Source organism: Pseudomonadota bacterium (assembly GCA_039033415.1).
In the GTDB taxonomy this organism is placed as follows: Bacteria; Pseudomonadota; Gammaproteobacteria; order Xanthomonadales; family SZUA-38; genus JANQOZ01.
The window spans coordinates 102,503-125,645 of sequence record JBCCCR010000005.1; the positions used below are offsets into that span (position 1 = coordinate 102,503).

Consider the following 23,143-nt stretch of genomic DNA (forward strand, 5'->3'; position numbering starts at 1 on the left):
ACGGTCCTACACCATAGGCGGGACAATCACCGGTTGGGAAATAATCTTTTCCCCCGCGCTTTAGACGATTTGGTTATATTGGACCAGCGGAACTTGCGCCGGAATTCCTCCCGCCGTTAACTGCGCTTATGAAGCTTCGACAACTCGAATACCTCCTGGCCATCGTCGACAACGGTTTGAATATCACCGCTGCCGCCGAGCGGCTCTACACCTCACAACCGGGGGTCAGCAAACAGATCCGCTTGCTGGAAGACGAGCTGGGCTTCACGCTGTTCGCCCGCAAGGGCAAAGCGCTCGGGTCGCTGACTGCCGAGGGCAGCCAGGTGGTGGATCGGGCCCGCCGGGTGCTGCAGGAGGTGCAGCACATCCGGTCGCTGTCGGACGAGATCTATCACCAGAAGCGCGGCGCACTGCATATCGGCACGACCCACACCCAGGCCCGCTACGTGCTGCCAGAGGTGATCAACGCGTTCCGCCAGCAGTATCCGAATGTGTCGCTCAATCTGCATCAGGGCACCAGTGAACAGATCGCGGACATGGTCACCGAAAAGCAGGTGGACTTCGCTATCGCCACCGGCGCCCATTCGCTCTTCCCTTCGCTCGTGATGCTGCCCTGCTACCGGTGGGATCGGTCGATCATCGTGCCGACCGACCACGAGCTTGCGCAGGACGACGAACCACTGACGCTCGAACGGCTGGCGCAGTTTCCGCTGGTGACCTACGTCTTCAGCTTTAGCGGTGAATCGTCGCTCAAGCGGGCCTTCACGGATCGAGGGCTGGTGCCCGAGGTGGTGTTCACGGCACGCGACGCCGATGTGATCAAGACTTACGTGAAGATGGGCATGGGCGTGGGCATCATCGCCTCGATGGCACAAGACTGCGAAGAGAGCGGCCTAAAGGCGCTGGAGATTCCCGGACTGTTCCCACGCTCCACGACCTGGATCGGGTTCCGCCGCGATACGGTGCTGACCAAGTTTATGTACGACTTTATCGAAGGGTTTGCGCCGCACCTCGATCAGGACCGAGTTCGGGAAGCAGTTCAGCTTCCGGAGCAGACCGACATTGAATCGCTGTTCGAGGGCACTACGTTACCACTTAAGGGGCGCTGCGCCGAGGACGTGGCGGAAGCGGAGTACGCCGCCACGCAGTAACCATCGCCCGCTGGCGCGGTCTTGGAAAATGTGTATGATGTCGCTCCCACCTCGGCGGGCGATTAGCTCAGTTGGGAGAGCGCTGCAGTCACATTGCAGAGGTCACTGGTTCGAGCCCAGTATCGCCCACCAATCAATTCAATCGGATAGACAATTCTCTGCTTTGAACAGCCTTCCATACGAAGGGATTTAAGAGGACTTTTCATCCGTCCCTCGGATCATCGTCAGGGTTGGCGACTCAGCTTCGCTAACAAGTCGATCTGCTGAAATGTTTGTGGCGTGACATGCCCGCTTTTGAACGGACGTGGCACTGAGTCCTGGCCCATTGCATTAGGAATCCCTGGTTTTTCGGGTAGAAGTGATTGACTCGAATCTCGTTGCTCTCGAAAACGATGTCACTTTCGCTGAAGGTTGCTTGAGCGACAACGCCGCCTGCTAACGATAATCCGATCAATCAGGCAGGCAGCGTTCGCCGGCCCGCAGGGATAGATGCCCTTTTTTTATCTCAGAAAAGTGAACCGCGCCTAGCAACGAGCGAGATATTGCAATTCCAAGTCAGCCGACTGTGATCGAATACACGAAGCTCAAAGACCGCTCGATCTCGCGCAGACGATCTCCTTACCCACGGGAAGAACGGAGCTGGTCATTCGTCGATCGATCATAGATTGCGGTAATGCGTCGGCAAACTGCCGACCATTTTCGGTTTCCGGTTCTGCCGGTGGCGGCTATCGCTAGCTCGCTGGCTTGCGCATCGCTTTGAAGCGATCGAAATTGCGGACCACGCCTTCCCAAGGGTCAGCCTTGTCGAAGTAGTTGCTTTGTTCCTTTTCGATGTAGCTGAGCAGCGGCCGCGGCGCATCTTGGTAGCTGCGCAGCTTGGCTCCGACGCCGCGCCACATCACAAACCCCGGCTTTCCATCCATCAAGAGCCAAGGTTCCCACGACAATACGGACGACCAAAAAAGCGTGTAGTCGGCCTGAGTAAGCTCAGGGTTGGCGAGTTGGTCGACTGTCGATGAGTAGGTCGTCTCGCTGGCAAAACGAAATGCGTCACCCGATGATTCACGGGGCCAGGTTTCCCGCGGCAACGGAGACGGAAATTCGCCGCCACCGCCCTCCGTTAGCCAGATCTGATTACCCAGGGATTGCCAATCCAGGTCATACGGTTTTGCTTCCTGAGTGTCCCCTTCCCCGGATATGGCTGATAGGCCCGCTTCGGTGAACAGCTGCTCGCCACCGCCATACTTATAGTGGAATGGCTCCACCGTTTCTCCGGTGAACGGATTGACCATCGTATCGATCGGTTCGCCGCTTTCCAGATCACTGAAGTAGCCAACGTCGAACGATTTGCGGCGATAGCTTTGGCCCTTTGGATTCCATTGGTGGCGAGCAAGACCGCCGAAACCACACAGCGCTTCAGGGACTCGGTCAGGCGCCATGCCCCACAAAGTGCCAGAAAAAGCGACATAGACATTCGACTCCCTGAGGCTCCCCAACAGTTTGATGTAGTTGTTGAGGATTCCGCCGGGTGTCGCCAAATCCAGGCTCTTAAGGCCTTGCGCATTTGCCGCTGAGTCGATGCCCACGGTCATTGCAAGGCCTAGGCCAGCCCCAGACTGCAACAAAGTGCGGCGCTTCATGGTAGCAATTGACATACGTAGCTCCCGTTGAGCCTAGGTACGGTGTTTCTTCATCGAGTTGTTATGACGCTATGTCATTATAAGTAGGGGACGAAATCGCCTCTAGTCCAAGCGCCGGACGGTGTCTCGTGTAGCGTTACCGCGACCGCACCCCCCGGAGCGTTTAGGAATGAATACCCGTGTTCAGCCTTGTGCCTATCCTGGCCTTCGGCCACACCTTGACCTAGAGCAACGCTTCAACTGCTCCTAGCATCGCTTGCCAGTCAGCCTCGAGTGCTTCAAGAGTCTTTCCTGTGACTGCTTCTAAGTCGGTGCCGTGATAGATCCGAAAATAGGCGTCCAAACCATAATTCTCAATCAGGAACTGCGTAAAGGCGCCTTCCTGAAGATAGGCAAGCTTACGACCGGTACGGCTTTTGGTTTTGCGCCGCGTCGCTTCGGTTTCGGCTAGCTTCAGGTAGCCACCATGTTCGGAAGCAACTCTGGCAGTCGCAACATAAAGATCCTCGCCAAAGTCCGGGTAATTGGGCGTGGGCCCAAACCTATGCTGAAGAAAGACAGCCAGACCATCGTCGTAGAATCGATCACGATTTTGGCGATTGAAGCTGGCGGCTAAGACATGCGTAATTTCGTGAATCAGGCCGATATCTGTGCGCCCATCTTTCACCTCGTTGTAGATATTCAGGATACGAGCTTCCGGCAGGCGAATTGTTGCGCCTCGCTGGTAAGGGGTTTGCTGGTCAGGATCGATCAGGATCTCGATCGGCGTATCGTACGGCTCACCCGCATAGGTCTCCGCCTGAGCGAGAAAGGCTCTGACGACCGCAAACCCAGCTTCAGCCCGCGTCGCCACCATTTCGACTGCCTCGACCGGGATCGCCTTCGTGTAGCGCAAGGTAAGCTCGCCATGAGTTTTCGTAAGTTCTAGCCCGCACGCAGCCAAAGGCGTGAGGCTCAGGATCAAGCCGAAAAAAACTAACCGATGCATGTGCATAGTCGACTCCAGAAATCTCATCTCGCTGAGCGTAACCCATCAGATCAATAGATCAATGCTCGGCACCCAAGTCGCTTAGCCTCGGGTTGGCGTGTCGTTCGACCGATTCTTTGGCCTTCGCGGGGGCCAGCAAAGTTTTGGTCGACCAATTCGTATTGGGTCGGACGGCGAACTCTGAACCTGCCCCTCAAATTGACGCAGATTGGCTCACTCGGAAGAGGAGTATCGAAGGAACTCTGTTGGACCTAGTTGTACTTGGCTGTGCGAAATCCGCAACGGATCGCTCGAGAATGGCTAATAAAAACAATCAGTTAACGACACAATCGGGCTGTCACATTGCAGAGATCACTGGTTCGAGCCCAGTATCGCCCACCATCTCCAGTTGCCTGTGCTGACGCCGCTCAACACGATCTTGCGGCGTCGGCTGAGCCTATGCTCACTTACCGAACCTCAAACCATTCGTAGCGCATACTCGCGAGATCACCTTTACCGACCGCCTGGACACAGTTGAGCCAGCCGTAGCGTTTGTCGGAAGTTTCAAAGGTCGGGGCTACGTAAAACGGAGCAGAGCCGATTCCTTTTGTCACATCGGATCGCCCGCGATATTGAAGGTATATGAGCGCGCCATCGTTCGTTTCGACCGTCGCTCGAACGTCGACTGTGGCAACGCCCCCCGCAACGGTCAGCCAGTCTGCGGCAGCGTCTCCAACCAGCTTCGCGTTCAGACGGTCGCCAGAGATTGCCATCGATAGGATGCGCACAACCGTACGATTGCCGCTCGGGCCCTCACCAATGGTTACCGGAGACGCGAGCGTGAGGTCGACGGCGCAAAGGGGAATCAGAACCGGATTTGAGGTCGAGCTAGTGTTCATCATTCAATGGTACCAAGACACTGCGTCAGTGCTTCGGCGCCAGTTCTAGCGAAGAGGTCAATAGCCGTGGGGTCAGGACCAAGAGCGAGGTCAATCTGTTACGGCTCGTTTCGGGGTTTCTTTCCTGTTCTTTGACTTGGCACTTGGAGCCGACCCAGTTGCAATCTGAAACTGACGATTTGCCCGAGTAGTGAGAGCAACTAGGGCCATCCGCCAGTTAAGATCAGGCGGCCATGTCTCGCAGGGTCCGCTGCAGGATTCGGTGTTCAGCCTCAAACACAGCAACAGACCAGTCGATGCCAGCCCGCTTGGCCACGTCGATCTTTAGCTCAAGATCGTGGAGCCGGCGCTCGACGTGAGGAACCAACTCTTTCGCTCGGATCTCGGCAGGCAGGTTTTTGCACAGAACCCCTATCAGGTAACTCTGTGCCATGACGGTGCCTTGTAGCGAAGGCATCGTTTCGTCTTCGATCATTGGTGGGGGCGCTCCGATGTGCGGATCTACTCATCAGGAGATGAAATTACCGCTTACCGGCGACCATTTCTGTGATGGGTTTGCCTTGTCGCGACCTGGTTACAATCTTTCACCCGGCTCGGGTTTTCAAAGAGTGGAAAACAACGGTTTAGCCGAGGGGTCAGGGGCCCATTGCCTTCAGTCATGCCATGTGGACGTGTTTCAAGACAGCTAGCGAAGAAAACGCCTCAGTAACCGCTTCTGAGAAGCGTTCCATGGTGTTCGGGGATGACCTGATGTCCCCAAGAACAAGGTTAAAGCGGTGAACGTCATCATGACTGGGCAGATCCCTCATACGGCGAAGCCACGCCTGCATGCGTTCCATGCCTGATAAATCCAACAGATTCGCTTCTTGCAGTTGCCAGATCTCTTCATAGCAGGCTAGATCCGCAATGGTGGCGTGGGAGGTTCCGGCGATAAACCCGTGATCGCCGAGATAGGCCTGTTCGAGGAATTCAATGACCTGAGCAAGCAGCTGTTGCCCGGTCGCCAAACCATCTTGGTCATCCATGGATGACTGAATACAGATGTCGTTGACGTAACTTAGCGGGTTAGAGGTGGGGTTTCCGCCGAACGCGACGAGCACATGGGGAGCCATGAGTTTTGTTGTTGCGAGCCGCGTGAGCGTGTGATGCACGTGAAGGTACTGGGCTACCCGTGCCCTTAGCCGTAGGTCTTCAGGATACATATCTCTCCAGTGATGTTTCTCGGCGAGATAGCTTAGGATCGCGGGCATTTCGGATAATACGAAGCCTTCATCATCGATGACCGGAAGCTGTCCTCGTTGACTGATAGACCTTTCTTCATTTGGGTCAGGCGCCACCAATCTGATCGGCAGCTCGTGAAGAACGCAAGCCCAGATTACTGATCGGGACGGTTGGCTGGCCGGGTGTCCGTATAACTTGAGCACATCTCCTCCTGAAGTGGCGAGCGTTCCATCTTAGCGGACTCCCACAGCCGCTCCGTTCGGTAGCCGACAAACAGAAAAGCCAGTCATATGGATAGCTCTAGCCGAGGGTTCGGGACCAGGTGCCAGGTCAGAATGTTACGAGTCGCTCTGGATTTCTTTCCTGATCTTGAATACCTGGCTTCGCAAACGATACATACTACTAGGATGCTCGCCGGGTGCCGGGCCTGCTCTTTAGCAGACGGGGTACTTGGTGATGACCCCTCGGCTACTCGTAGACAAGTCTTCCCGCTGCGATGTCTGCGGGACGCCAGAGAATCTCCGCCCCCAAAGCTCTAATGGCGTCTCGAGTTTCTCCTGCGCGCCCGCAGGGCGCGCAGGAGCGCCGGGTGGATCGCGCCAGGCTAGCGAAACCGCATGGCTTTCTCGGCGACCGGCGCCAAGGCCTGACACAGCGCCTCAGTGCCCGGAATAACCCGCTCGATGGGGAATTCGCCGGCACCACCCGCATCGAATGCGTAGGTCACGGTGGCAGCGTTGCAGCCCGAAAACTCGAACCGCATCGTGCCGACCGGCACCGTGTCTACCGCGGTTTCCTCGTCGAAGCGCCCACCGCTGGACTGAAAGAGCATGGCGTCTACAGCGTTGCCTTGATAGTCGCCGCTGGCGGTATACCAGCGGGTAGACCCGTCGGCGCCTTCAGCATCATTGGCGTAGGTGAACCAGGCGGCGAAAAAAAACGCGCTGTCTGGGTTAACGTCCAGGAGCAGGCCTGATCCGCTGGTCACCGGGTAGAACCACGCGCCCGATACTCCCTGGTTGATTTCAAACGCATTGCCGTCAGAGAGGGTAATCGCTCGAACCCCTCCGTTGGCCTGGAATTCCGACACATAGACGGTGCCCAGATCGGGCGAGACCGTAATTCCATTGGTTCCCAGAAACGTGGCGGTAGCAGCGTCACCGTCGTTGGTTCCATTTTGCCCAGTGCCGGCGAGTTCGTTGATGGTGCCATCAAGCGTAACGGTCACCACGCGATTGACACCGAGCGTGGCGTAAATGGTGTCGGCTCCTATGGCGATGTACCCAACCTGATTACCGGGTTGGGCGATGAGTGTTTGATTCCCATCACCGTCAAAGCGAATGATCTTTCCGTCGTTAAAATTTCCGGTGTAGAGCCGCCCCTGGCTGTCAAAGGCCACGCCTGCGGGCCCGTTGATCTCCCCCCCGCTGGCAAAGACCGAGACAGTGCCGTCCGAGGCGACGCGGGAGATGCGGCTGAGATTGTAATCCGCCACAAAGAGGTCGCCGCCCTCATCAAACACCAGGCCTGCGGCCAAAGAAAATCCGGTGGCGTAGTTGGACGTCTGCCCGTCCGGCGTACGCTGCACCACACGTTGACTGCTGGAAACATAAAAGTTGCCGTCGCCGTCGAATACGGTGCCAAGCGGAAATTCCAGATTGGTCAGAAAGGTCTGCACATCACCATCAGTAATGCGAAACACCCGATTGCCATTGGGTTGGGACACGTAGACTGACCCGTCAGGCCCCACCTCCAGCCCGTCAAGGCCGCCCTGGCCTGTGGTGATCGTCGAGACGGTTGTTGCCCCAGTGGATCCTGCTGCCCCAATCGCCACGCACAACACACCCGCCGCCAAAATTCTCTTTAGATTCATCCCCGTTGTCTTCCTCGCTACGAAAAGAACGGTAGTTGTTTCACAGGGGTCGCAGCACAACAATGAGCATGGGCCCAAATGGCGTGTTGATGGGACGAATCGCGTCCAGCAGGGGGTGAACACAAATCTGCTTGAACCCAGGGGCGCGCTGTACGACAGTGCGCAGCAGAAAAGGCAGTCATCTAAGGGTGCATCCAGTCATTCCCGCATTCTCCAACCCAACCGAAGTCCGCAGGGATACCTCTGCTCTCATGAGTGCCACTCCACTCTCAAGGGGAGTCTTGATTGCGGTTGGCACCTTCTGGATGGCGGTCGGCGGCTTGTATCTCCTATCGGTCATTCTGAACGCTCAGAAATTTGATCAGCCGTTCGAAGTGACTTTTCGAATATTCCTGGGCAACCAGGGCATCTATCTGTGCTGGGCAGCATTCAACATCCTGATGATCAGCGTTCTGCGGCGCGTGAGCCGCGATGGCGGCTGGGCTCAGCTTGCCGTTTTGGTCGGCACCGTTGGCCTGGTTTGGCTGCCCGTTAATCTTTGGCTGGACGGCACCATTGCGGACTGGACCTTTCAGCGCGACTCCCGGTCGGCTTTGGAACTGTTTGCACAGACCAACTTCTTCTCCGTCTTTTTTGTCGTGATGCTTTATCTCCTGGTGGTGTTTGCCAGCCTGGGGTGGACCTACATTGAGCGGTGGCAAGCGGCGCGGGAAGCGGCGCTGCGCCTCGAAGGCGAACGGGTTTCTGATCAGCTGGAGCTTGCCGACCTGCGCATGCAGCTGCTCAGGTCTCAGCTAAGCCCCCACTTCCTGTTCAACGCATTAGGGTCCATCAGCGGACTCATCCGCACCGCGTCATCTGCCGAAGCCAATACGGCGATCCAGAACCTTGGCGACATGCTGCGGTTTTCTCTAGCAACCAGCGATGAACCGCTGATCCTGCTCGAAGACGAACTCACGTTCTGCAACCGCTACCTCGCGCTCCAAAAGCTGAGATTTGGCGGCCGTTTTGAATCCATCATCGACGCAGGGGACATCCCGCCCGGCACAACCTGCCCGCCCTTTGTGCTGCAGACCCTGCTCGAAAACGCGTTTGTTCATGGCGTCGAAACGCGTCAGGAGCCATCGATAATCAACACCCGGATTCGGGTTAACGACACCGCAGTGTTTCTCGAGGTCAGCAACCCGGTAGCAGCGACGTCAGTCAAGAACGGTGCCGGCCTTGGCATAGCGCTCACCAATCTGCGCCATCGGCTTCGCCTTTTGTTCAGCGAAGAGTCGACGGTTTCGGCAGAGGTAGCAGATGGTCGCTTTGAAGCAACTGTAACGTTGCCCCGCAGCATCAGCGACGACCCATGAGTCGCAACGAACCTCAAACCATCACCGCGGTCATCGTCGACGATGAGCCACTGGCCCGGACCAATGTTCGGGAGGCGCTTCGACCATTCCAGCAGTGGCAGGTTGTTGGTGAGCTAGCCGGCGGCGAGGGGGTTTTGGAGATGGTGCAGAAGCTACAGCCACAGGTGATCTTTCTGGATGTGCAGATGCCTGGCGCCAGCGGCATTGAGGTGGGTCGACAGCTGCTCACCCTGAAGGAGCCACCGCTCATCGTCTTTGTTACGGCGTACGATCAGTACGCCATTTCCGCTTTTGAGCTGTTCGCCTTCGACTACATCCTGAAACCCTTCGACGACGAACGATTCAACCGCACCGTCGAACGTATCGAGCTTTGTCTGGCAGAAGACGAAACCCGCCGCAGCGTTCGGCGTCAGCAATCCGGCTACCGCGATCCCAAGAAGCCGCTAGACCGACTCGTGATTCGCTCGGTGGGCTCGATCCGCATTATTGATGTCGTCGACGTGTTCTGGCTTCGGGCCAGCGGGAATTATGTGGAAGTGGGGCACAGAGACGGAGTACACCTGCAGCGGGTGCCGCTGTCTTTTCTGGAAGATCATCTCGACCCCAACCGCTTTTGCCGCACGCATCGCAGCGCCATTGTGGCGCTGAATGAGGTGAAAGAATATCGCCATGTTTCCGATGACAGCGGCCAGGTGATTACCCGCGACGGTACGGAGATTCCGGTGAGTGCCAGCTATCGGTCGGTCCTATTCGAAAAGCTTGGTATCGACTGATCTGGCGTCTGGTGAACCTGAATGCTTTGGAGCTATCGCGCGGCCTGTCCGGAGGCAAATAGTGAAGTGGGCTGCGCCGTGTAGCGAGGACTGGTGAAATCCTGAGGGACAGGACCCGCGGATTTGTTGTTACCTAGTTCGATTTTTCTCAGAATAGCCGTTCTTCAAACCCGTCGGTAAACGCCTGTTCATTTGAGGAAACCGCGAAATTCACGACGGTGTCTCCAAACTCCATTCCCATGGCGGGAACGGGCGGCGCGATCCAGGTCTCAGACAGCAGGCTGACCACCACTGCCCCAGGGTTCACCACAAACTGATAGGCGCCGACGCTGTTTGATATGGCAGCAACTTGACCGTCTTGAAGCACAATGACACCAGGGACGGGGTTGCCGTTTCCCTGTTCGGTGATCGTCCCCCGAATCCTTGCCACACCGGGAGCCGGAGGCGGATAGGCCGTGGCAGTGCAGGTTCGATTGCGGCTAAACGCGTCGGTTTTATATCGCTCCTGAAACTGATAGTCGACGGGGTCTGAAGCCACAATGGCAACGCTCGGGCAGTTCCTAATCCTGACCAAGCCTGGCTCATGAGAAAATTCCAGCGGAGCGCTGACACCACATGAACCCAGCGTCTGATTAGGCTGCGCCCGGGGGTGGGTGAAGATTGCAGGCCCAAAGAACTCTACGATTGGTTGGAAACGCGGGTCGGCGTCAGGCGAAGACAACAGATACCCATCTACGCGGGTCTCATCATCGGCATCGAGAAAGATCCAGTCCACATCACTATCACTGTGAAAGGTCCGATCAACACCGTCGGGGAATTCGACGGGCCGCGCGCTGCTGGCAAGGTTGTCATTTTCGAAGCGGTCCCGTGACAGCGGCGCCAACAGATTGAGTCTCTCTACCTGGGATGGTTCCAGGGCAGAATCAAAGAGCTGCAGCCGGACCACCGACAGGTCGAGATTCTGAGAATTGGCCGTGACTTGATCATCCCGGAAAAAGTGCAGCTGCCCATCGCCGGAGATCAACCCATCGCCCGGGGCCTGGAGTGAAAACTCCAGCTCTCCATCAACGTAAACCCGAATCTCGTCAGATAAATCTCCGAAATTCGGCTCGCGCTCGGAGGCCCGTGAGATCACGATCTGATGATAACCGGCAGCAGCCAGTGCCAAGCTGTTGGCTCCAGCAGCCGCGCTATCACCGAGAAAGTTGATCGAGGGGCCAGTCGCCCCACCGGCCACGTAAATGCCAGCATCGGATGTGAGATTGGAAAAATCCAGCAGCTTGGCCTGCTCTCCCTCAGCCACTGAGCCGAAATTGATGGTCATGACCACGGTGTACTCTGCCGCAAACAGTAATGATCCAACGTCGAGTCGCAGGCCCGTTCCTGCATCCACGCTCAGCGCCGGGCGACTCTCATCGTTTACGGTATCCAGCGAAAAAATGTTGACGCCCAGATCGATCAGCGCCGGCGCGCTCGCCAGGCTGCTGCTCAGCGATTCTTGAAAACGATAGTCTGCTACCGGAGTGGGCCCGTATTGAGCGAAGCAAGCCTGAAAACCAATATCGAAGCCGCCCTCTACGATGGGGTCTGCTCCAGGAGAAGGGCAGCCGGGCGAAAAAAGATCAGCGCCGCCCGCGTATTCGTTTGCGGCGTTTCTGATTGCCGCACACCGAGGCAAAATGGCGTAAACCCGGTGATCAAAGGGAACAGTCACGCCGTTGGAGCCACGACTGTATTCATAGCAGTTGGGCACCGGGTCAAGCTCCAGGCACGCTTCGAGCAGGAATTGCGGCGCCAAATCGAAGACCGCCAGCGCGTCGGCGCCGGTAGCGGCCTGGCTGGTTGTCGGCAGCTGGTCGTAAATGTAGATTTCCGCAGGTGGATCGACCTCAGCCGAATCAAAATCGATGACCAGACGCTGAAGCGTCACCTGACCGTTGAACCCCCGCGGTGGCCCAACCGACTCATTACCCCGAACTGATGGCGTAAAGCTTTGACCCTGAACGAAGAACGCGGAGTTAGGCGTCTGATTGCCGATTTCGTGGGCAGTCAACGAACCGGCCGTAACCATCGCAGCACAAAGCAGGAGTCTTTTTAGGCGGAGATACATGTTCAATTTGCCGGTTCGCTGCAGAGGCGTGCCGCCAGGCTATTCAACCTCTTTTCGTCAAATTACCCCATCAGACGCAGCAAAGGCGCGGTTAATGAGCCAGATTCTGCTGAAATGCTCGCCTGGCCACTGAACGGTTTGCTGGAAATCAGCATTCTGCGAGGCAACACAAATTTGCCGCCGCAAGCTAGAGCGCATTGTGGGGTGTGCGGGTTTCTCGTTCAATGCCGTTGTTATGCATAAAGCTTTAGTAGAGTAACCCCATGACAAGCCATACCGGACTGGATTTCAAACAACGAAGTGGATTCTTCAGAGGACTACTTTGCATCCATCTGCTGGCGATCGCGTTCCCGCTTAGCAGCAGCGCCCAGATTGTGCTGCCCACCTATCTGCAGGTGGTGGTTGGGACAACATCGGACGGCGCCAACGCGACGGGCTGTTCTTTGCGCCAGGCTCTGGCGACGGTTGCAACCGATGCCAACGTGGGGGATTGCCAGCGCCAACGGCTGGCGGGGGATCGGCCCAATCAGATCCTCTTTGACGCCGCCATCGTGCCCGGCCAGATCATTTTGACGCAGCAGCTAGATGTCACCGCGGATACGGCGATCAACGGACCGGGCCAAGAGGTATTCCAGATCTCTGGCGTAGGAGCCCATCGCATCTTCCAGGTCAGCACCGCGGAGCTTGTCGTGCGCAATATCACCCTGACGCAGGGCAGCGCCATAACCGACGGCGGCGCTATTCTCAGCGATGGACCGGTGACCGTTTCCAACAGCCGAATTATCAACTCCAGGGCCGCGCCCATCGGAGGTTTCGGGGGTGCCATTGCGATTGAGAGCAGTGGCTCCCTTTTTCTGGAGTCATCCGAAATCAGGGGTTGCTCGGCCGATTTTGGTGGAGGCGGGCTCTCGCTGCGCGGTCCGTTTGAAATTTCAGACAGCATCATCTCGAACAATGACGCGCAAAACGGCGGCGCAATTTTCGCGACTGCAGACGGAACAATTTCTGGTAGTCAGATTGCCGACAACAACACCAGCCTCGGATCGAGTATCCAGGTGGCCGTGGCGAACGTACTCGTTGAATCCAGCACGCTAACCGCTGGCAGCGGGACCAGTGAACAGCTAATCAGCGGGGGAGCTGACAGCGTGCTGCGGGTATCTGGGTCGCACCTGCAGGACCTGTCGGGCGCAACAACCGGCGTGTTGGTCCTCGATGGGCCCGCTTTTATCAACCTTGAGCTGACCATCGAGAATTCCACCATCACGGGCAGCCGGGGCATCGCCGCACAAAACTTCCTGGCGCTTTTGAACAGCACGATCACCGTCACCGACACACCGGCACTGCAGTTTTTCTCGGGAGCCACAGCTCGCGGTCGTATCGCCAACTCCATTGTCGTGAGTGATGGCGCCGATGACTGTGTCACAAACGGCGCGACTCTGGTGGAAAACAGCCACAACCTTTACACCGATGGGGACTGCACCGACGTCCAGGAGAATCTGATTTTCGCTGACCCCACGCTTGGGCCGCTCGGCGACAACGGTGGCCCCACCCTCACCCGAATGCCGCTACCCGGTAGTCCCGCCATTGACACAGGCAACCTCTTTTGTCCCGCTACCGATCAGCGACGGTTCACGCGAGCCGACGGACTGTGCGACATCGGCGCCGTTGAGGCAGGCGCTACCGATACGCTGTTTGCCAATGGATTCGAGTAGCTGGAGGCAAGGTTTGCGGGTAAATATCGAACGGCCTCTGCAGCGCTGGGCCTCAAAGCTCATGCACTGCGCGGCGCCCAACCAATAGGCAGCGAGCGCGGATCGCGGGCGTCCTAGCGCTGTCTGTGCCTAAAGGGCCCGCTGAAAAAGAACAGACCGACAAGAAATACACCGATGCTGGACCACCGCCCAATATTGCCGCCTTTCTTTACCCGCGCCCGAGCGGTTGCGACAAGCGCTTCCGGGGTCCGTGTTCCTGGTTCGATCAGATAGAGATACGCCTGGTTTTTGTCTTCGATGGGATAGAGCACGCCATCGGAGAACCTTCCTAGCGCGCTGACGTCACCGAGCGGCAGGTAGTTGATGGCGATGCGCACGTCGCCCTCGCTGGCGGATTCAGCTTCCGGCCAATTTGCCAGCCTGCCGTCCGATTGGCAGAACAGCGCCTTTCCCCGGAAAGGAGGGATGTTACTTATGCGCTCATCATCACATCGGATTCGCTCGCCCTCGAATCGCCAGTCCAGAAGCTGACGAGACAAAACCACGCCGGATACTTCAAGCGGGTCTGGCGTTGTGTAGTATGTGGTCAACGGAGGTTCCGCAAACGAAACCCACTCGTAGGACACTGTCCGGCTGCCTTCGGACCGGGAAACTTTCCTCTCCAGGCGCTCCATCCGTCGCTCCAAAAAAAGCGCGCGAAGCTTAAGACCAAAAAGATCATCAACGAGCAGTTCTTCGGATTCCGCTTTCCCCCGGACATAAACATAGGGGTACTCTTTGGCGGTTGAGCTGCCGATGGCAGAGCGATCGATATAAGACTCAAGAATCTCGTCCAGCGTTGTGGTGGCACCCGTTCTTTGCCTTTCGCTCCAAAGGAAGCCCCATACCGCAACCGACATGAACACCAAACCGTAAATCATGGCTGCGACTTTCTGCCAGGTCTTCTGCTGCTTTTCCTGCGTCATAAAGCGCGCCTCCTTTACCGCTAGCTGATTGACCATCTCAAGCATCCTACGCTTAACGTCAACCAGGCCGCTCTCTCTAAAACGCCTGCAACGTTCTCCAGCGCACACTCGGAGTCACCCCCTCTGCTTTCGACAAGAAAATCCACCACTGGCGGCTGTCTAGAGAACATGCTCGTATCCAGCGCCTTCTCAAGAGCCTACTGGTGATGGAGCAGGGAGCCTGGATTGCGGAGAAACGCTAGATCGACTGGCATATCGCTTCTCCACGAATCGATCTTGGATTACGATAAAGCGTCTCGTTCGTATTGGTCGGCTATCTCGGCACGGCACTGGGCATGAGTAGCAATCGATCATCAGGAACGTCCCTCAATGAGCTCGTGGATTACGCTCCAGATCGCGAGGTCGTCACGTCTACCGACGCGCCGCTGCTGGACAAAGATGCCCAAGCGTCAGCCTCCATGGACAATGACCCTCTCCTGGCGACATATAAGGATTACGTAAAGGAATTATCCGACGGCATCCGGCGCGCCTTTGGCAGCGGCCCGCCCGACCCTGAGGACGTGGCGCAGGAGGCGTTTCGCAAGCTGTACGATCGCGGCGATATCGAATCGATTCGAAATCTTCGGGCATTCCTCTGGCGTACAGCTCGAAATATCGTTCTGGCCGCTAGGCGGAAGGCCGACGTTCGCACGAAGTACGATTTTGAGATCGAGCAGCTTTTCTTTTCGCCCAAGGGTGACAATTCGGGCCCCGAACGCATCATTAGTGCGAGGGAACAGCTAAGGACCATCAACGCATGTTTGCGGAAGATGCCAGAACGGCGTCGACGTGCCTTTATGCTGTATCGAGTTGAAGGCCTTTCAATGGAAGAGGTGGCTAAGCGGTTGGGATTCTCCCGCTCCGCCGCTGCTAAACACGTCAGTCGCGCGGATCGTGAGATCAACTCGCTATTCTTCCAGGAACACTAGATCTGTATGGCGCACGAACTCAAGCAGGAAACCCGAGAAATCTTGGAAGCGGCACACGAGTGGATGGTGGCGCTGGAGGATCCAAACGTCTCCGTTGCGGAGCGACGGCGTTTTGAGGTGTGGCAAGCGCAGAGTCCGCTGCATGCCGACGTATACGATCGAGTGATCACCTATCGAGAGGCCATCAAGACGCTTCCCAACGACGCCTTCGATGACGACCTACATGAATTGTCGTTTCGGGAGCGCATTCATCGGGTTCTAGAGACAATATGGTCGACCTTCAGTCACACGAGCACTAAGCTCGCGCTTACCAGCACCGCGGTTGTCGCCATTGTGGTACTTTTGATTTTGCCCGCGCTCAAACATGAGCCCGCGGTTGAAGTTGATGTCCCACCAGTTGTGAACTCTCACTCAAGCAGCATTGGTGAGGTGGTCCGCGTAAGCCTTTCCGACGCCAGCGTTGTCACGCTGGGCGCGTACACCGAGATTCGAGTGGCGTTCGACGACAACAGGCGCCAGATTGAACTGGTGCGCGGGGAAGCGTTTTTTGAAGTGTCGCCAGATCCAGAAAGACCTTTTGCAGTCTCGGTCGGCCGACTCACTGCGACCGCCCTCGGTACGGCGTTCGATGTGCGCAGCAGCGGCGATATTAGCCGCATCACCGTTGCGGAAGGCCAAGTGGAGGTTTCGCATCCGTTCATGATTGGCGGCCAATCCACGTCAATCACCAGCAGAGAGAATCTTTCAAGTGGGCAGTCGATCAGCGCTACCACGGCCGCCGGCTTGGGTGACCGGGTGACAATTGATCGGGCGAGTGTGGCGGCTTGGCGCGAAGGTCGTTTGTTGTATCGCGGTGCGTCGCTGGCCGAGGTGATCTCGGACGCCAACCGCTATTCGGCGGTGCCTATCGAAGTGGAACCTGATCTAGCAGGCGTGGACGGCCGTCAAATACGCGGTGTCTTTCTAGGCCATGAGGTTGAGAACCTGCTGCTCTCAGTCGCCGAAGTGCTCCCGGTAACCGTCGATCGTACGGATCCGAGCAGAATCGTCCTGCGCTCACGAAACTAAGCGCGAAGCGGAGCCTGACCCGCCCCCAGCTTTTTTTTCGGCTGGGGTGTCAATTTTTCCATCTCGCGAATCATTTGTTTGTAGATGTCATTGAGACGTAATTGCATTTGTAAGCAGCCGGGAGTTCAGTGAATGGAAAGTCACTTTCAAAAACAACGGGTTAAGCGGCTACTGGCTATTATCCTCATAGGAGTGGCCTTGCCATTCGGCGGCACGCCAGCCCGTTCACAGGAAGCCGCCGAGCTGGGAATGACGAAGCGCATCAATATACCGGCCCAGCCGCTTGGGGATGCGCTTGTCGATATTTCTGACGCGTTTGGTGTCAGCGTCCTGACTGAGGATGCAATCGTTCGAGGCAAGCAATCGTCTGTCGTTCGGGGCAATTACTCCGCTACCCAGGCTCTTGATCGAATTCTCCGCGGGACCGGTCTCGCAGCTCGGCTTTCGGCGACCGGATCCTTCATTATCGAACAGGTTGCCCGCGAAGACTCGGGCGCAACAAGCTCCCTGCCCGTTCGCCCTCGGCCGGTGGAAGAGATCCTCGTTAAAGGAGAACTGCTTGACCGTACCCTTCAGAACACCCAGACCAGCGTTGTGATTGCTTCCGGCGCAGAGCTGGAGAGGCGCGGGGATGCTGATCTCTATGACCTGATCGAGCGTGCGCCTGGTGTTGGCATCTTGGGAGGAGAAACCGGGTTTAGAATCCGCGGTATCGGTCAGCGTGGACCAGGCGGCGGCGCAGGCAGTGGGCTCACGGTATCTACCACGGTCGATGGCGAAACCGTCTCCAATTCAAACCGAGCCACGTTTCTGGGCTCCTATTCCGTCTGGGACCTGGACCAGGTGGAAATTCTACGCGGTCCGCAGTCCACTCAGACCGGACGTAACGCTCTCGCCGGAGCGATTATCCTCCGCTCTAACGACCCTGTTTACGCTACCGAAGGGAGAGTGCGCTTAGAGGCAGGCAGCAATGACACCTTTGGCGGAGCATTCGTATTCAATGCCCCGATTATTGATCAGAAACTCGCCATTCGCATTGCCGGCACTTCGCTACAGAGCGACGGTGAGATTGAGAACCTTACAATCGGTGGAGATGCCAATGAAAGGAAGGACGAGACGTTGCGTATTGGACTGCGCGCCGACTTCACCGACCGGTTCAGCGCGATCCTGAAACATACGATTTCAGACGTTGAAGCCGGGGACGACTTTATCAACCTCGAGTTTGGGCTTGGCGCGCGGCAAAGCAACCCGAACTTCCAGTCTGAACGAATCAATGACAAGGCGTCAACCAACTTAAGGTTGAACTATGAGTTCAACCCGTCCACACGGTTAGCGTGGGAAACAACCCGATACGAAACTGACTGGAAATTTCTCACAGATATCGACGGCAGCCCCACGCCCGGGGGAACAAGACTGGATTCTGCCAATGTTGAGAGTATTCAGCACGAGGCCAGGCTCCACTTCACGAACCAACGTGTTAATGGTGTCGTCGGTGCTTTTTACGTCGACGTCGACGAAAACAGTGTGAACCGTATTGCTACACCAAACAGCTTTCTCGACGCGCTTTTGGCTTCCTTCGGTTTCCCCGGATTTCCCATCGGGTTACCGGCAGGCTCGGTCGACAACCGTAGTTCAGGTACGGGAAGGACTGAAAACTATGCGCTGTTTGGAGAGTTTGAATACCAGGTGACCCCCAAATTGGATGTCACCATCGGTGGGCGCTACGACTGGGAAGAAAACGGTGCATTCGACCGGACCAGTGAGATCGTCTATGACCCACCTGCCACCGAGGCCATTCTTGGTGTGGTCGGAGGGCCTTCAGGTATTTCTGTGTCACCGGATAGGCAAACCAGCTTTGAGGCCTTTCTGCCCAAGCTCGCGCTGGGTTATGACGTGAACGATGACGTGCGGGTTGGTCTCTCCGTGCAGCGGGGCTATCGTCCCGGCGGTTCATCGGAAGCGATTGGTGTTGGTCCCTACGAGTTCGATGCGGAGTATGCGTGGAACTACGAATTTTCGTTTCGATCTCAGTGGAACGATGATCGCCTCACGTTTAACGCTAATGTCTTCCGCATGGACTGGGAAGATCAGCAGATTTCGCAGCAGGCGCTGCCTCTCTCGTTTATCACTGTGAATGCCGGCGAGTCGCGTCTGTATGGTGCGGAACTCGACATCACCGCGCGGCCAACCGATGATCTTGAGTTATTCGCATCGATGGCCTACGTGAATACCGAGTTCACCGACTACGTGGTTGAAACGGCGGGAGCCATCACCGACTTTAGCGGTAATGAGTTTGGGGACGCGCCACCCATTACGGCTGCTTTTGGTGCCACGAAATATTTCCCAGGTGGGTGGTACGCCAGTGCGGACGTCAGCTATACGGACGAGTATTTCACCGGGCCAGGTAACGAGGAATCGTTCGGCAATTATACGTTGGTGAACGCCCGGGTAGGTTACGAGAGAACGAATTGGACAGTTTTCGCCTACGCCCGCAATCTGTCCGACAAGCTTTACCAGACAGCCGGAGGCAACATTACTTCGCCAGGAGCCAGGGTGGGTGAAGGACGCGTCGTTGGCCTGATCGCCCAATATAGTTTTTAGACACTAGGGTCGCGGGACAATCTGAGGTCCAACCGGATCATGTGTTCCAGGCTACGTGCACTGGCTCGGGCTGCGTTGCTCACCCGGTCGGTTGGCGCACATGAGCTGTGCAATATTTCGTCTCTCGCAGGCTCCGACCTTGCGTTACCATCGGGGCGCCTGAAGAAATTGAGGCTGCTGATGTTTTAAGGAGTACGCCATGCCTGGCTCGCAAACCGTGGTCATCACCGGATCCACAGGCGGCATTGGCGAGGAAATCGCCAAGATTCTCGCCGGCAGCGGTTGTAACTTGATCCTCGTCAATCGCTCCGCTGAAAAGTCGGATGAGCAAAAGCGCGTATTGGCCGCCGCCTATCCAGAGATTTCCATCACCACTGTTCAGTGCGATTTGCTGGATATTGAGCACATAAGGAAAGCCGGGGCGACGATTCTTGCCGCGCCCCCCCGTATTGACGCCCTTTACAATATCGCCGGCGTCCTCACCACGAATCGGGTCAACAGCGCTCAGGGTCACGAAAGCCATTACGCGATCAACGTGCTGGCAAACTACGCAATGATCGAGGCCTTACGTCCCGCTCTGAGGCGTGCGCCGGGCGAAACGCCGACAATGGTGGTCACCATGTCGTCGTCGGCGATCAATAGCGTCCGTAAGCTCGACGTGGAAGGCTTGTCCAATCCAGAGAAGATTAAGGGCCTTTTCGGCGCCTACGCGCAATCGAAAGCAGCTCTGACGGTTATGGGCGCCGCGATGGCCAATGGCTTGGAGCAGGACAATATTCTTATCCGTTCGATCGACCCAGGCGCGACGGCGACAAAGATGACCAAGGGCGGGGATGGAATGCCCGGGTTACTGAGCTTTCTGGCACCGCTATTGTTCAAAAAACCCAGCGTGCAGGCTGCCAAGATTGTGTCGGCCGCGGATCCAGCGGCTTGCGCCGGCAGGACAGGCATCTTGATCGTGGGCGGAAAAGAAAAGGCCGCGCCCAAGCTGATCACCGACATAGCGGTGCAGGAAGAACTTATGAACGCGGTGAGCCGCGACGCCGCCTAGGCGAAGAGTCGTGCCAGCTTAGCGGTAAACGCTGTCATTACGGCTTAAAGCCGCCGGGTTGCGTCCCGCCCGGCAGCCGGGCGGGACGTTCGATTGCTCTAGAACCGGTAGTCGAGGCGCAGGCCAAACTGCCGCTTGTCTCGAAGCCCGATGTGGACACTCTCTCGACTAAAATCGAACAGGCCACTGCCAAAACGCACCGCCAGACTGGTGTCTGCGATGTTGTTGCCGGCGATAGGCGCATCTTCGTCGAACAGGTTTGTGACGAAGAACTCCAAAGACCAATTTTCTTTTCGCAGGCCGGTGCGGAGATTTACATCCCACGCCTCTGGCAGCACCGCCAAGTTCGTGTTCTCGTCGAAAAACTCGCCGGTGTAGAAGATATCGGCTCGCGTATACCAGTCGCCGCCACCCCAGATTGAAGTTGGGCGTTCGTAGGTACCGCTCAACGAACCGGCCCACTCGGGAAAGCGCGGCGCCGTCTGGCCCGTCACATCCGCGTCGGGCCCAAACACCGCGGTAAAGTCGCCGGAGTTGGCGCCCGGCGGGAACGAGGCGATTTCAGCGTTCACATAGGCCAGCGAACCCTGGAGAGAAAATCTGTCGGACAGCAACCAGGTGGCATCGAGCTCGAATCCCTCGATGTCGGTCGTTGCACCGTTAGCGGTGAACGCGACGGTCCGGACGCCGTTCACCTCATCTGGGTCGCTGACCAGCTCAAAGCCAGAAAAGATCTGATCGCTTCGCTCCATCATGAAAACCGCCAGGTTGAAGGCCAGGTCGCCGTCAAGCGTGGTCTGCTTCCAGCCGATTTCATAGTTGGTCAGCGTTTCTTCGTCAAAAGAGGTGCTGACACCGGGGACCAGCGCGCGGAATTCTGCAAGCTGGGCCGCATCCAGCTCACCTACTTCGTCATTGAATCCGCCAGGCAGATTGCCTTCGCTGTAGTTGAAGTACAGCATGGTGTCGTCGTTGGGCTGGTACTGCAGCAAGACACGCGGAAGAAAGCTGTAGAACACCGTGGGGGAAATGGGCGTGGCCAGCCCCGCGTTGACGTTTTCGTCGGCAATTTCGTCTTCCTGATACCGCGCCTCCAGAATCAGAGTGAACTGATCGTTAAAGGCCCAGTCCGCGGTGGCAAAAAGGCCGGTGGTCTCGGCGCTGGTAACAGCGGGGGCTTCGAAAACGCCGGGAAACCAGAATCCGAGCACACCGTCATAAAAGCCGCCGGTGCTCTCGACGTCGATATCAATGCGGTTCGCTCCAACGGACCAATCCAGCCGGTCATTGAATGCGGTTCCCGCCAGCCGGCCCTCGAAACTGAAATCCTCGACCTTGCGACCACCCGTGGTAGTAAAGGCATGTCCTGGTGAACCTTCGAAATCCGTCATGACGAAAAACTCGTCCTCGTTGATCCCGGTGAGAAACTCCAACGTCATTCCGTTGTTAAAAGCGTAACTGGCATCCGCCGCGACACGGTAGCCTTCGCGGACCATCCCGAATCCACCCAGATCGTCGAAATCCAGACCTAGGAATGTCGGCGAACGCCCAGCGGCGTCGTTCAAAGCCGCTCCGGTTACGAGGTCGAAGATGTCCCGTCCGGTGTCCAGACCGATGGCACTGGCATCAGGAACCGGCACGGTTCCGCGGAACGCCGTTTCCGTGAAACCGTCACCCAGGGGAAATCCGCCAAAGTTATGGTCGGCAAAACCGGCGCCGAGAACCACCGCAGCAGGTCCGTCGTCGTCTTCATAGTAGTTGCCACGCAGCCGAAGGCGAAAATCGTCGTTTGGCTCGAAAACCAGCGTGCCGCTGATTGATGCGCTTTCCTCGTCACCCAGATCCTGACCAGGCACGATGGAATTGTTGTAGTGGCCGTCTTTGTTAGAAAAACTCGCGCTGACACGCCCAGTCCAGGTGTCTGAGAGGCTTCCCTCCGCGCTGGCGCTGAACCGATATTCACCACGAGAAGCTCCCAGTACCGAGAGATTTCCTTGGAATTCTTCGCTGGGCAGCTTGGTTACGTAGTTGATCGCGCCGGAAAACGTATTGCGGCCAAACAAGGCCGATTGCGGACCTTTGATGATCTCTACCCGCTCAAGCTCCTGCACGCCAATGCTCTGAATCCCGCCTGACACCAAGATGCCATCGATAAAGATGCTACCCGTTCGCTGCAGCGGACTCGTGCTTTCGAAGGTAACACCACGAAACCGAGGTGAGGCATCCACCCGGGCGGGAATGCTGTTGACGGTTTCGATAAATAGGCCTGGCGCGGCTCTCGAGACGTCGACAATGTTGTCGTGGGCTGCGGCCCGCAGCTCTTGGTTCCCGAATGCACTGATCGCAATCGGCGTGTCCTGAATGCTCTCACTGCGCTTGCGCGCGGTCACAACAACCATTTCGAGGCTGCTGTCGTTCGATTCGTCGTTTTGCTGGGCAACTCCCGTCCCAGGCGAAAACCCGATGGTCAGCGTAGCTGCCGACGCAAAGATAAACCGCTGAAAACCTACTGATTCACGCATTTCTCCCATTCCCTCCAGTTGGCAGCCGACAAATAGGCCTGTGTCAAATGTTATATTATTATATCAATATGAGTTTTACGCCAAGTGCCCTGTGGCTAGGCTCATTTCATCCCCAAAGGGACTAAATCCGTATTTGGCTTGGCCAAGCCTGTCTTGGACACTCGAGCGACCACTCGCTTCCGAGAGCATTACCTCAGAGAACGTTGATCTGACAGCACTCCCCCAGCCTTTCTTTGATCGCTTTTCCTAAGCCAGGGGCTACGA

At 56.9% G+C, this 23,143-nt stretch carries 17 protein-coding genes and 1 tRNA gene; 9 read left to right on the plus strand and 9 right to left on the minus strand.

Annotated elements, in window-relative coordinates; all coding sequences use genetic code 11:
* The first annotated feature begins 128 nt into the window (after positions 1-128).
* Together cysB and AAF358_05395 are read left to right on the plus strand one after the other, a co-directional pair.
* A complete protein-coding gene (cysB, locus tag AAF358_05390; protein ID MEM7704964.1) occupies positions 129-1,151 on the plus strand; it encodes an HTH-type transcriptional regulator CysB in 1,023 nt (340 codons plus the stop codon).
* Positions 1,152-1,207: 56 nt separating this feature from the next.
* Positions 1,208-1,283: transfer RNA gene (locus tag AAF358_05395), tRNA-Val, on the plus strand.
* A 599-nt stretch (positions 1,284-1,882) separates the two neighbouring features.
* Here the strand turns inward: AAF358_05395 and AAF358_05400 are convergent.
* From AAF358_05400 to AAF358_05425, 6 genes are all read right to left on the minus strand, one after another.
* On the minus strand, positions 1,883-2,806 hold the full coding sequence (locus AAF358_05400; GenBank protein ID MEM7704965.1) for a DUF1838 family protein: 924 nt from the start codon (positions 2,804-2,806) through the stop codon (positions 1,883-1,885).
* Positions 2,807-3,014: 208 nt separating this feature from the next.
* Positions 3,015-3,785 carry a hypothetical protein gene (locus AAF358_05405; protein MEM7704966.1) on the minus strand — a complete coding sequence of 257 codons (771 nt, stop codon included), beginning with the start codon at positions 3,783-3,785 and terminating at the stop codon, positions 3,015-3,017.
* Positions 3,786-4,225: 440 nt separating this feature from the next.
* Positions 4,226-4,660, minus strand: coding sequence for a DUF3237 domain-containing protein (locus AAF358_05410; protein MEM7704967.1), 435 nt, complete (start codon positions 4,658-4,660; stop codon positions 4,226-4,228).
* Positions 4,661-4,880: 220 nt separating this feature from the next.
* The gene (locus AAF358_05415) at positions 4,881-5,132 is read right to left on the minus strand and encodes a hypothetical protein (protein ID MEM7704968.1); all 252 of its coding nucleotides are present in this window, start codon (positions 5,130-5,132) and stop codon (positions 4,881-4,883) included.
* Positions 5,133-5,313: 181 nt separating this feature from the next.
* On the minus strand, positions 5,314-6,081 hold the full coding sequence (locus AAF358_05420; protein ID MEM7704969.1) for a glutathione S-transferase family protein: 768 nt from the start codon (positions 6,079-6,081) through the stop codon (positions 5,314-5,316).
* A 401-nt stretch (positions 6,082-6,482) separates the two neighbouring features.
* Entirely contained in the window at positions 6,483-7,751 is a 1,269-nt protein-coding gene (locus tag AAF358_05425) for a hypothetical protein (protein ID MEM7704970.1), read from the minus strand.
* A gap of 251 nt (positions 7,752-8,002) precedes the next feature.
* Between AAF358_05425 and AAF358_05430 the strand changes: the two genes are divergently transcribed.
* Positions 8,003-9,109, plus strand: coding sequence for a histidine kinase (locus tag AAF358_05430; GenBank protein ID MEM7704971.1), 1,107 nt, complete (start codon positions 8,003-8,005; stop codon positions 9,107-9,109).
* Positions 9,106-9,882: a LytTR family DNA-binding domain-containing protein gene (locus AAF358_05435; GenBank protein MEM7704972.1), complete on the plus strand. Its 777-nt coding sequence runs from the start codon at positions 9,106-9,108 to the stop codon at positions 9,880-9,882. Before AAF358_05430 ends, AAF358_05435 begins: the two co-directional genes overlap by 4 nt.
* A gap of 148 nt (positions 9,883-10,030) precedes the next feature.
* On the opposite strand, the gene AAF358_05440 is transcribed toward AAF358_05435, so the two are convergent.
* Positions 10,031-11,935, minus strand: a complete 1,905-nt coding sequence (locus tag AAF358_05440) for a hypothetical protein (GenBank protein ID MEM7704973.1) — start codon at positions 11,933-11,935, stop codon at positions 10,031-10,033.
* A gap of 320 nt (positions 11,936-12,255) precedes the next feature.
* Here AAF358_05440 and AAF358_05445 point away from each other — a divergent pair, with 320 nt between their 5' ends.
* The gene (locus AAF358_05445) at positions 12,256-13,704 is read left to right on the plus strand and encodes a right-handed parallel beta-helix repeat-containing protein (protein MEM7704974.1); all 1,449 of its coding nucleotides are present in this window, start codon (positions 12,256-12,258) and stop codon (positions 13,702-13,704) included.
* 113 nt (positions 13,705-13,817) lie between these two features.
* On the opposite strand, the gene AAF358_05450 is transcribed toward AAF358_05445, so the two are convergent.
* Positions 13,818-14,705 carry a TMEM43 family protein gene (locus AAF358_05450; protein ID MEM7704975.1) on the minus strand — a complete coding sequence of 296 codons (888 nt, stop codon included), beginning with the start codon at positions 14,703-14,705 and terminating at the stop codon, positions 13,818-13,820.
* A gap of 299 nt (positions 14,706-15,004) precedes the next feature.
* On the opposite strand from AAF358_05450, the gene AAF358_05455 reads away from it, so the two are divergent.
* The 4 genes from AAF358_05455 (at position 15,005) to AAF358_05470 (ending at position 20,357) form a co-directional block, all read left to right on the plus strand.
* Positions 15,005-15,637 carry a sigma-70 family RNA polymerase sigma factor gene (locus AAF358_05455; protein MEM7704976.1) on the plus strand — a complete coding sequence of 211 codons (633 nt, stop codon included), beginning with the start codon at positions 15,005-15,007 and terminating at the stop codon, positions 15,635-15,637.
* A 6-nt stretch (positions 15,638-15,643) separates the two neighbouring features.
* A complete protein-coding gene (locus AAF358_05460) occupies positions 15,644-16,705 on the plus strand; it encodes a FecR domain-containing protein (protein ID MEM7704977.1) in 1,062 nt (353 codons plus the stop codon).
* Between the two features lie 132 nt (positions 16,706-16,837).
* Complete coding sequence (locus AAF358_05465) at positions 16,838-19,306, plus strand: TonB-dependent receptor (protein ID MEM7704978.1); 2,469 nt, start codon at positions 16,838-16,840, stop codon at positions 19,304-19,306.
* Positions 19,307-19,505: 199 nt separating this feature from the next.
* A complete protein-coding gene (locus AAF358_05470; GenBank protein MEM7704979.1) occupies positions 19,506-20,357 on the plus strand; it encodes an SDR family NAD(P)-dependent oxidoreductase in 852 nt (283 codons plus the stop codon).
* 98 nt (positions 20,358-20,455) lie between these two features.
* On the opposite strand, the gene AAF358_05475 is transcribed toward AAF358_05470, so the two are convergent.
* Positions 20,456-22,879, minus strand: a complete 2,424-nt coding sequence (locus AAF358_05475) for a TonB-dependent receptor (protein ID MEM7704980.1) — start codon at positions 22,877-22,879, stop codon at positions 20,456-20,458.
* Between the last annotated feature and the right edge of the window lie 264 nt (positions 22,880-23,143).